The sequence below is a fragment of the Butyrivibrio sp. genome (genome assembly GCF_017940685.1).
In the GTDB taxonomy this organism is placed as follows: domain Bacteria; phylum Bacillota; class Clostridia; order Lachnospirales; family Lachnospiraceae; genus Butyrivibrio.
The window spans coordinates 1-10,690 of record NZ_JAGAYD010000200.1; the positions used below are offsets into that span (position 1 = coordinate 1).

Sequence of the window (10,690 nt, forward strand, 5' to 3'; positions counted from 1 at the left end):
GAATGAAAGTGTAGCTTCTGCAAGGATTACATCACCAAGTCCCATGCTGGCAAAAACGATAAGCTGAGGTACTACATTAGGGATAAGGTGCTTAAAGATACGTCTGTAAGTACTGATACCAGTTGCCTCTGCAGCAACCATGAACTCCTGCTCACGAAGTGAGAGGATCTGACCTCTTACGATACGGGCGATTCCAACCCATCCGATAACAGCCATGATAACGCAGAGCATATAGATACGGGTTGTGGCGCTGGCCTGGTAATAGTCCATGATGGAACCAAGGATCAGGTAAAGAGGCATTGTAGGGATACAGTAAACAACGTCTACAACTCTCATGAGGATGTTGTCTACCCATCCGCCAAAGAAACCTGCAACACCACCGATGATCATTCCGATGAACACTTCAATGAAGATAACTACAAATCCAATAAGAAGTGAAATACGTCCACCATACATAAGTCTTGCAAGAAGGTCCATTCCGTTGGCATCTGTACCAACAAGATGCTCCTTGGAAGGGCGTGCGTAGGTGTCAATGACTCTTGTCTCCTGGAATTTCTTGAAGGTGTACTGACCGTTTTTATTCTCAATCCTGTACTCTACCTCTGTTCCATCTTCATCAGGGAAGGTAAAAGAGCTGTCACCCTTTGCAACTGCCGAAAGAGCTGCCTCCTTGTATGCCGGACTTAAGTATACGCCAGCGTTGGCAGCGTTAAAGTTTACATCAGACACAAGAGCATACTCAGCTCCGTCTTTTGAAACCACATCTTCATCAACTGTGTACTTGGAGCCACCTAGTTCAAATTCAGTTTCGCCGTTTGCTATAGCTATAAGACTCTCTCTGTAGAACTCGTAAGGAAAAGTCTCGTTCTTGTCAAAGCTTGTAAAGGACTTCATTGCTGCTACGCCAAGCTCTGTTCCTACATATACATCAGGATTTGCAGCCCCTGTGTCCTGGAATACATAAGTCTTGCCATCTGAATCTGTAAAGAAGTTCTCTCCATTAGCTACTGCTTCATCATAAGCTGCGTTCTTGCGAAGGAGCTTATTAACCTGCTCAAGCGAATAGATGACGTAAACATTCTCCCCTACATTACCAAGGCCAAGAAGTGAACCATCTCTTGTCTCAAACACGTACTTGCCAGTAGAAGCTGCAATAAGTGTCTTTGAAAAGATATCTGAAGGAAGGCTGGCCCCTTCTGCCTGCTGGATCTGATACTGATCAATAGCTGTTGCTCCAGCATAGTCCTTAAGGATCTGTTCTGTGGTGTAGAATACCTGAGACTGTGAATAAGGAATGATCAGGCCTCCTACAAATGAAAATAAAAACATAAATGCAATGATAACAATTCCAACAATAGCCAACTTGTTTCTGATGAATCTTTTAAAGACCATCATACCTGGAGAAAGAACTCTGACTCTGGCAGCGTCATCTAAATGCATTTCTTCATTTTGTGTATTAGTGTTTTCCATCTGCTCTTCCTCCTTTCTTAATTAACCCTTACTCTTGGATCAACAAGTGCATATGTGATGTCCGCAATGAGGTTTCCAAGAAGAATAAGTACTGCCATAAATACCATGTAGAACATAACAAAAGGAATATCTCCCTGAGTTACGCACTGATAGAATGTGTATCCGATACCAGGGATCTGGAAAAGTGTCTCTGTGATCATGGCACCACCAAAAAGTCCTGGGAGGGATCCACCAAGCAGTGTAACGATAGGTATAAGAGTATTTCTAAATGCGTGATGATTGATTACACGGTTCTCTGAAAGTCCCTTAGCACGAGCTGTTCTGATGTAATCAGAATTAAGAACCTCAAGCATGTTGGCACGGGTATAACGCATAAGGCTACCGATACTGACCACAACCAGTGTAAGTGTAGGAAGTACCATGTGTCTTACCATATCTAAAACTTTTCCGGTATCTGAGAGGGTCTCATGCATACGGCTGACAATACCGTAAAGGTCAACCCATCCAAGTTTTATGGAAAAGATATATTTCAAAATTGTGGCAAAGAAAAAGCTTGGAAGTGAAATACCAATAAGTGCTATTACTGTAATAGCGTAATCAGCAAACATATACTGTTTTCTTGCAGCAAGAATACCTGCTGGAATAGCAATAAGAATCTCAATTAAAAATGCAGCAAGTCCAAGTCCAAATGAATACCAGATAACATTTGAAAACTTCTGAAGAACTGGCTGATTGAAATACCATGAATCCCCAAAATCAAGTCTGATAGCCTTAGAAGCCCATTTGAAATACCCCTGAATGATCCCGGTATCAAGACCATATTGTGCGTTGAGCTGATCAACCCACTCCTGATAAGATTTGGATCCAGGTCTTGTGGCAAGAGCCATGGCCTGAGACTCAACGTAGGAAGTTGGCATCAGTCGCATGATTGTATAAATGATCAATGATACAAAGAACAGAAGAACTACGGAAATAAGCAGTCTTCTTACTATAAACTTCTTCATTTTAGTGCTCCTTAGTGCAAAAAAAAGCTAATGGTTATTATATATGTTTGGTCTTCATGGTTCCATGGGATACGATGCAAGCACCGTCCCATGGAACTGTGAATCCCTATATTACTTAGTTCATTGCGATCTTATAGATCTCATCCATGAATGTGTAGTATGTTGTCTGATCAGGTGTGATAGAATCAACATTTACTCTCTGTGAGCTGTATACTGTGCAGTCCTGTCTCTGATATACAGGGATCTCGCAGGCAAAATCTACAACGAAGTCAAGAGCCTCTTTGTAAAGCGCCTTACGAACTGCCTGGTCTGTTACTGTTCTAGCCTCAGAAACAAGCTCATCGAGCTCATCTGAGTAGATGCGGTAGTGACCAGCGCTACCACCCTCTGAGTGATAGATCTGGAACATATCAGGATCAAGAGTTGTCTGCCAAGCTGCGCACCAAAGCTCTGCTGTGCCAGCCTCAAGTGCTGACCAGAGGATTGATGTATCTGCAAGGTCGTTGATAACAAGGTCAAAGCCGATTGTCTTAAGAGCCTCAGAAGCTGCTGTAAGGATACCAAATGAAGGGTGATCACCCTGACCGCCGCCACCGATCATTACTTCGTAGCTTGTCTTAGCACCTGAAGGAGCTGCTGAGATCTTGCCATCCTTGAACTCGTAGCCAGCTGCCTCAAGGTATCCCTTTGCTGCCTCAAGTGCTGCTGCGTACTTCTCATCTTCTGTCATTGACTCTGTGTAGATGTCATTACCATCAACATCAACTGAGAAAGCAACCTTGTAATCAGGATCTGAAGCCTGAGGTGCTGCCCATGATGTGTTAGAGATAGGATAGTTGATAACTGAAGCTGCGTCTCCGTAGTATGAATCAATTGTTACGTCACGGTATACAGCAATAACTGTTGCAATAGCCTTTCTAAGGTTCTTGGAAGCCTCAGAAGCATTGTCTCCACCAACGCTAACGTTCTCAGAGTTCATTCCGATGTAGCCATATCCTCTGTAGTCTGTAAGAACTGTTGTAAGAACATCACCTGAGATCTCACCGTTTGAGTTCTCACCAGCGATCTGCTCAAGAGCTGACTTGGAAGCTGAAGGATCAGAAATATCAACTGTTCCCTGAACTACACCGCTCTCCTTATCTGCGTTAGATGTAACCTTGAACTGGATGTTCTTTGTTACAGGAGCACCCTTCCAGTAGTTCTCGTTTGCTGTGAAGTAAACGATCTTGTTCTCGAACTTCTCGAACTTGTAAGGGCCAGCTCCCATAGGAGTTGTTGTCTTAGCACGAACTGTTGAAAGGTCACCCTTCTCAAAGCCGAACTTGTTGTTGTCATAGTCATACTTACTTGCATCGCCATAGTAGTGCATAGGCTGAACGTTGATAGCAAGCTGGTAAATAGCTGTAGCATCAACCTCTGTAAGAGTAACCTTAACTTCGTAGTCGTTAACCTTCTGGATACCCTCTACGTGATCTACTGAATCACCTGTTGCGATAGCTACCTTGTAGTCATCAGAAAGGAAATCAAGGATTCCGTTGTCAGCCTTCTCTGTATCTGAAGCTGTTGCGATATCTCCATCGTAAGCTGTTACGATCTCATTCCAGTAATCAGCAGCTGTAGGAGCGCTTCCGCCAGCAACGTCAAAGTCAGTTGCTGTAGCTGTTGTTGTGATTGTTCCATCGCCGTTGTCCTTAGCGAATCCCCAGTTAACCATTCCGTTTGCGATAGGATCCTTGGCAACTGCCTCTGTCTCAGCAAGATATCCATTAGCTGTGCAGTAGTCAGCGATTGACTGTGCGAACTTCTCGCCTGCTGCAGGAAGGTCTTCCTCGAAGAACTTCTTCTGCTGCTCTTCTGTTACAAATGTGAAATCTGTGTTGTCAGCGCCACCCTTTACAAGAAGATTGAAAAGAGTGTCTGAACCACTTCTGTACTCCTCAAGTCCCTTGATAGGAAGAGCGTATGTTGATGCGCTTCCATCATATGAAGGATCAAGGTATACATAGTATGAAAAGATTACGTCGTCAGCTGTAAGCTCTTCGCCGTCAGAGAACTTAACGCCCTCACGAAGCTTGAAGTCGTAATCAACTGTTCCGTCTGCATTCTCTGTTACAACGCAATCTGAGATACCTTCATAGGTGTAATCTGTTCCATTGTAGTTCTTGGTCTCTCCCTCGATGCCGTTGTAGATAAGCTCACCGGCACGGTCGTTGTTCAAAAGAGTTACTGTTGTCATATCAGCAACACGCTGATCAGGTACGCTTGCGCAGAAGAACTCACTGAACTTCTCTGAGAAGTCGTCCTCTGCAATTACTAGTGGTGCATCGCTACCAGCAGCTGGTGCTGTCTCTGAAGCAGCTTCTGTAGTTTCTGTAGCAGCTGTTTCAGAAGTCTGTGTGTCTGCAGGTGCATTGTCAGATGGAGCTGAGCCACAAGCTGCTGTTGAAACAGCAAGAGCGCCAGCAAGAAGTGCAGACAGCACTTTTTTTCTGTTTTTCATAAAATTTCCTCCTTAAAACACTTTTTCGCTCATATTTTTAACAAGGTCGTCAATAGTTCCGTCCTTGAATGGGCTCTTAAGGCCTACCTCTGCAAGCTCTTCCTCATAGAAGTTTTTAGCTGAAAGCTTGCAAAGCTGTAAGTAATGATTCCATGCATCCTTATAGTCTTTATCCATCCACACCTTGAACTGCATGGCTACAACGCTGGCAAGAACATAATCAATATAGTAGAAAGGATTCCAGAAGATGTGTCCCTGTCTCTGCCAGTAACCACCCTCTCCAAAGAACTCATCGCCGTCAAAGTCAAGCCATGGTCTGTAGGTCTTTTCAAGTTCCTTCCATACATTCTTACGCTCAGCAGGTGTCATGTCAGGATTGTCATATACAATGTGCTGGAACTCGTCAACCATGCATCCGTAAGGGATGAAGGTGATGGAATCCTGAAGATGCATCTTGAGATAATCCTGTGATCTGTCTCCAAAGAATCTGTCCATCCAGCCATAGGTGAAGTACTCCATGGACATTGAGTGGATCTCTGCTGTCTCCATGGTGAGATCGTTGTGCTCAGTGATCTCATCGTTTCTTGTAACATATCCCTGGAATGCATGTCCGCACTCGTGGGTTATAACATCAACATCTCCGCTGGTTCCGTTAAAGTTCGCAAAGATGATTGGTGACTTGTATTTAGGAAGGAAATCCATATAGCCGCCGGCCTTCTTGGTCTTTCTTCCAAGTACATCAAAGAGCTCGTTCTCGATCATGAAATCAAAGAACTCCTTGGTTTCAGGTGAAAGCTCAGAATACATCTGCTGTCCAGCCTTCATGATTTCTTCAGGTGTTCCTGTAGGAGCAGGATTACCATTCTTAAAGAACATGTCGTTGTCGTAGTACTTGAGCTCATCTACGCCGATCTGCTCTTTTCTCTCCTCTTGGATCTTAACTACGAAGGGAACAAAGGACTCTTTTACCTGCTTGCGGAAGTTCTCAACCTCAGCTCTTCTGTAGGAATTTCTCATCATCCTGTTGTAGCCAAGCTCTACGTAGTTGTCATAGCCAAGCTCTTTAGCCTGCTTGGTTCTGTTCTTAACAAGCTGATCGTAGATGTCATCGATCTGATCTGTCACTGACAAAAAGTACTCTGAAAGAGCCTTCCAGGCTTTCTTTCTTGTGTCTCTGTCCTTATCAGTAAGGTACTTTCTTAAAAGTGAAATATTAAGTTCTTCTCCATTAAATGGGATCTTAGCTGAAGCAATGAGCTTGTCATACTTGCTGATAAGAGCGTTCTCCTCCTGCATAAGAGGAAGGATCTTATCATCAATAGACTTGTTCTGCAATTCAATGTTCTTGAAGGCTACCTTGCTGATCTTATCCTCAAGGTAAGACCTGAATGGTGACTCATATAAAACCTTGCTATAGTCATTGACATATTTTGAGATAAGAGGAGTGATCTCATCTATGTAGTCGTTCTCAGCTGCATAGAACTCCTCTGTTGTATCGATGTTATGTCTGAACACACCAAGCTTGATGTTGGTGTAAACATCTTCCATAAACCTGTAGTACTTCTTGTGGAGCTCAAACTGCTCCTCTCCGCTTTTTGCGTTCTTACTATCAGCTATGAGCTTTTCAAAAAAGCTCTTAACCTCATCCATATTAACCCTTGTATAGGGCATCTGTGAGCATTTCATAAATCAGTCCTGCTTTCTAATTTTATATTTTTTTAATAATTTCATACACAGAATAACCGATTTATTATATCCCATAGATTAAATTTTATCAAGTTAAAGTGAAAAATGGTCAATTTCTTAAGGCGCCGATATATCAACCCAAATAACCGGCCTGATGGCGCCGCCTGGCTTGTTTACATAGCGCTCAGACAGGCTTATTTCCCCGTCTACAGTAACTATAGGAGATGTGATCTCTTTTTTCCCAAAATCACCCCTAAGCCACCACCAGGAAGATCTATACCCTTTAATATCCCAGTTGTTGGCCTTACTAAGCTCATTTATGTTGCAGCCACCAGCCAGGGCAATGTCAGTTACAGAAAGCTGTCTGTCCTCATTCCCAGAAAAGTACTTTTCTGCTTCTGAAGCGGATAAAAGAGATATCAGCTCTCCCTTTCTCTCTATGATCTTTGAAAGTTCTTTTTCATTAAATATACTTGTAAACTCATCAGAATTAAGGCGCTTTCTAAGGTCTGACCCCTCCCAGGAAACCTCCTCGTATTTCTGGCTTAAATATCCGCTGGCTATTCCCTCTTTTGTCAAAAGACATACTCGCTTCCCGTCATTTTGAAGAACGATCCACTGAAGTCTCTCTTTCCCAAGGCGGGAGCCATCTGTATCAAAGCGGCCAAAATATACCTCATCGCCCACGTTGCAGGCAGAAAGAGTCTTCATCTCTTCATCATAATATCTGCTGATAGCTATGCCCCTTATGGCAAAAAAGAGCATTGTCAAAACCACAAAACCGGCAAGTATATATGTTGCCGCTTTTCCGCCTATGCGCTTTACATCCAGCGACAGGAGAAGGCGCTTTACTCTGTTTGCAATAAACGATGAAACCGGAGAAAGAATTGCTGCCACAAGGATGGCACATACAAACACCAAAAGATACCACACGAAGTGTCCCATTTTGGTGTGATCAAAAACAGTCCTTACAAAATATCCATGGACCAGAAAGACCATCATCTGGATGCTCCCCATATAGTCAAGGGCCTTATTCTTTACTGCGATCTTCATATTTAATAGAAGCTGGAAGGTTACAACAACTATACAGTTAATGGACTGAACAACCAGTGTGATAAGAGCGTCGGTCCTGTATGTAGATAGCATCTCGTGGTAATAGCCAAACACATTACCAACCACAATCCCTGCAAAGGTAAGGATCACAGACAGCAAAGCAAAAGAGATGACCATGCCCTTGTAGTGCTTTCTTAAAAAGGCTTCTATTCCGCCTTTAAAGCGGGCATACAGAAGGCCAAAAACGAATGTTATGGTGGAGTTAAACCACCACTCTCCCATGAAATATGTCTCTTTGTAGTCGTCAAAATCATGGCCCCTGAAAAACGCAAATGCAATGATAAAAAGCGTTGCAAGAATGACCAGCGTAAGGGCCGCATCCTTGTTTTTTAGCATAGAAAAGGAAGCTGCAAAGATCACATAAAGAACTATGATCTCCACAATAAACCATGAATTGCCGTCAAGGAGCTCAATTCCAACAATCTGCTTAAGGACATATAAAGGGTCATCACCAGTGCCCTTTTTGTATACAAGGTGATTTACCAAAACAGTGATCATATTCACAAGAATAAATGGGACAAGGACTGAAGGAATTCTCTTTCTTAAAAATCCCTCAAGATAGTTGTTCTTATTCAGATAGCTGTACAAAAGCCCATAGCCTGAACTGAAGAAAAACACAGCAGTGCAAAGGAAGCCTATATAATTGTACAAAGTTATAGGTCCTTTATTGATCCATCCGTAATTGGTGATCCTCTGGGTAAGATGATGAAGGATTATGGAAAGACAGGCCACAGTTCTGAGGGCCATCATCTGATCCCACTTTAGATATTCAGATGAAAACTCGCCCTTTGGCGCTATTTTTGCTCCATAAAACACAAGTACAAAGATTGCAAACGGAAATACAAGTAATAAAAGATTAGTCATAGTTTTTATTCCCCAACAGTTTTTGATAACTCCCAAAATGCCACAGCGCTGGCTGCAGCTACGTTCAGCGAATCTGCCCCGTGATACATAGGGATCTTAACGCAGTAGTCGCATGCACTTATTGTCTCTGGAAGGAGTCCCTCTCCCTCCGCTCCCAGAAAGATAGCCAGCTTATCCTGACTTCTAAGTTCCGGGTCGTCAATATCTTTTGTATCGCTTCTAAGGGCCATGGCCACTGACTTAAAGCCAAGTTCCTTAAGGCTTTCTATTTCTCTTTCCTTGGGAAGGAAGGTGTAGAGCGTCTGAAATATGGTCCCCATGGATACTCTGGCAGCGCGCCGATAGAGAGGATCTGAACAGCCCTTATTAAAAAGAACCGCGTCCATGCCCAGTGCCACAGCGCTTCTTACAATAGCTCCTATGTTGGTGGGATTTGTGACATTTTCCAAAACTGCAACTCTCCTTGCATCCTTTAGGATTTCCTCCGGAGGCGGGAGCTGTCTTCTTTTCATGGCGCACAAAACGCCTCTTGTAAGGTTGTAGCCTGTTATCTTCAAAAGAGTCTTTTCATCCGCCACGTAGACAGGAATCTGGAAGTCTGTAGCAGCTCTTTTCACCAGGGGCTCCGCCTCCTTACCAAGCTGACTCTTTTCTATTAAAAGAGATATTGGCTCATAACCGCCATCCAGGGCCCTTCCGATCACCTTGGGGCTCTCTGCGATAAAGACCCCAAGCTCCGGTTCATTGATGTGAAAGAGCTGATTCTCAGAATATTCGTGATATATGGCCAGCTCCGGGAGACTCAGATCATCTACCAGGAGCACCTTGTTATCTATAGACAAAGCCGTTTTCCCTTCCATATGCTTCTTAATATTAACAAACATTATTTTCTCCTTTATGAGAAATATTTGCAAGAAATATGGTATATTAATATCTATACTTTTAACTATTTTGGAGGGTTAACATGAGTTTTGTAGTATTTGCAGATGGAAGCGCCAATCTTCCCAAGGATAAGCTTGAAGGGATTAGTCTTCTGCCCTGCAGTTATCTGCTTGATGGACAGCAGGTAGAATATAAGGGGGATATTGAATCCTTTGATTCCCACACTTTTTATGAGGGACTTAGAAACGGCAAGTCAGCACAGACAAGCCTTTTAAATACTGATCTTTTTATGACACATTTCAGGCCCGTACTTGAGCAAGGCCAGGACGTAATCTACATCGCCATGGCATCAGGTATCAGCGGAACCTACAACGCTGCTGTTCTTGCTGCTGATGAGCTTATGGAAGAATTTCCTGAGAGATTTGTACATATTGTAGATTCCAAGGGATGCGGCTTTGGTTCAGGTCTTCTTGCAATAAAGGCCGCTCAGCTTAGTTCCCAGGGTGTAAACTGCAGGGCAGCTTCCAAAATCCTTGATGAGGCTGTGCCACATGCATGTCAGTACTTTACAGTAGATGACCTTAATTTTCTCAAAAAGACAGGACGTGTTTCTGGCGTAACCGCCAGCATCGGAACCATCCTCAACATCAAGCCCATTCTCTTTGGCGACAGCACAGGACATATCATCTCCTGCGGCAAGGTAAGAGGCAGAAAGGCTTCTATTGATTTCATCGCAAAAAAATACGCAGAAAAGCGCATAGATACTTTTGATAACAGTGTGTTCATCTCCCACGGCGACTGCCCGGATGACGCCAAAGCCCTTGCTTCTTTAGTAAGAGACATCAATCCAAGCGCAAACATAAGGATCTGCGTCCACGAGCCATTTTCAGGAGCCCACGTAGGCCCCGGAATGCTGGGACTTTTCTTCTGGGGAGCAGAAAGATAAACAAGACACGGTTCTGCTGACACGGGGGGGCGGTTTTGCTGACACGGGGACGGTTCTGCTGACACGGGGACGGTTCTGCTGACATTGATATGTACCCTCTTTTCTGGACAATACAAATCCAGGAAGGAGGGTTATTTTATGCGCTATAGCTATGAATTCAAAAAGAAATGTGTGGAGTTGTATTATCGTGGAGAGTATCCAGATACTCCTGATGGAATAGGGCTC

The 10,690-nt window shown here is 43.5% G+C and carries 7 protein-coding genes; 1 reads left to right on the forward strand and 6 read right to left on the reverse strand.

Features of this window, described 5'->3' with window-relative positions:
* The 6 genes from J6I68_RS12470 to J6I68_RS12495 form a co-directional block, all read right to left on the reverse strand.
* Positions 1 to 1,470 (reverse strand): ABC transporter permease (locus J6I68_RS12470; RefSeq protein ID WP_292220765.1); only part of this gene is annotated, 1,470 nt, incomplete at its 3' end.
* Positions 1,471 to 1,487: 17 nt separating this feature from the next.
* On the reverse strand, positions 1,488 to 2,474 hold the full coding sequence (locus J6I68_RS12475; protein ID WP_292220766.1) for an ABC transporter permease: 987 nt from the start codon (positions 2,472 to 2,474) through the stop codon (positions 1,488 to 1,490).
* Between the two features lie 115 nt (positions 2,475 to 2,589).
* Complete coding sequence (locus J6I68_RS12480; RefSeq protein ID WP_292220767.1) at positions 2,590 to 4,974, reverse strand: ABC transporter substrate-binding protein; 2,385 nt, start codon at positions 4,972 to 4,974, stop codon at positions 2,590 to 2,592.
* Between the two features lie 12 nt (positions 4,975 to 4,986).
* Entirely contained in the window at positions 4,987 to 6,660 is a 1,674-nt protein-coding gene (locus tag J6I68_RS12485; RefSeq protein WP_292220769.1) for a M3 family oligoendopeptidase, read from the reverse strand.
* Between the two features lie 117 nt (positions 6,661 to 6,777).
* On the reverse strand, positions 6,778 to 8,637 hold the full coding sequence (locus J6I68_RS12490; RefSeq protein WP_292220770.1) for an acyltransferase family protein: 1,860 nt from the start codon (positions 8,635 to 8,637) through the stop codon (positions 6,778 to 6,780).
* Between the two features lie 5 nt (positions 8,638 to 8,642).
* Positions 8,643 to 9,521, reverse strand: a complete 879-nt coding sequence (locus J6I68_RS12495; RefSeq protein WP_292220772.1) for a TrmH family RNA methyltransferase — start codon at positions 9,519 to 9,521, stop codon at positions 8,643 to 8,645.
* A gap of 80 nt (positions 9,522 to 9,601) precedes the next feature.
* Here J6I68_RS12495 and J6I68_RS12500 point away from each other — a divergent pair, with 80 nt between their 5' ends.
* The gene (locus tag J6I68_RS12500; protein WP_292220774.1) at positions 9,602 to 10,465 is read left to right on the forward strand and encodes a DegV family protein; all 864 of its coding nucleotides are present in this window, start codon (positions 9,602 to 9,604) and stop codon (positions 10,463 to 10,465) included.
* Positions 10,466 to 10,690 lie beyond the last annotated feature (225 nt).

Bases quoted from the DNA above. Each gene is read 5' to 3' on its own strand.
- J6I68_RS12475 (WP_292220766.1), bottom strand. From the start codon at position 2,474: ATGAAGAAGTTTATAGTAAGAAGACTGCTTATTTCCGTAGTTCTTCTG.
- J6I68_RS12480 (WP_292220767.1), bottom strand. From the start codon at position 4,974: ATGAAAAACAGAAAAAAAGTGCTGTCTGCACTTCTTGCTGGCGCTCTT.
- J6I68_RS12485 (WP_292220769.1), bottom strand. From the start codon at position 6,660: ATGAAATGCTCACAGATGCCCTATACAAGGGTTAATATGGATGAGGTT.
- J6I68_RS12490 (WP_292220770.1), bottom strand. From the start codon at position 8,637: ATGACTAATCTTTTATTACTTGTATTTCCGTTTGCAATCTTTGTACTT.
- J6I68_RS12495 (WP_292220772.1), bottom strand. From the start codon at position 9,521: ATGTTTGTTAATATTAAGAAGCATATGGAAGGGAAAACGGCTTTGTCT.
- J6I68_RS12500 (WP_292220774.1), top strand. From the start codon at position 9,602: ATGAGTTTTGTAGTATTTGCAGATGGAAGCGCCAATCTTCCCAAGGAT.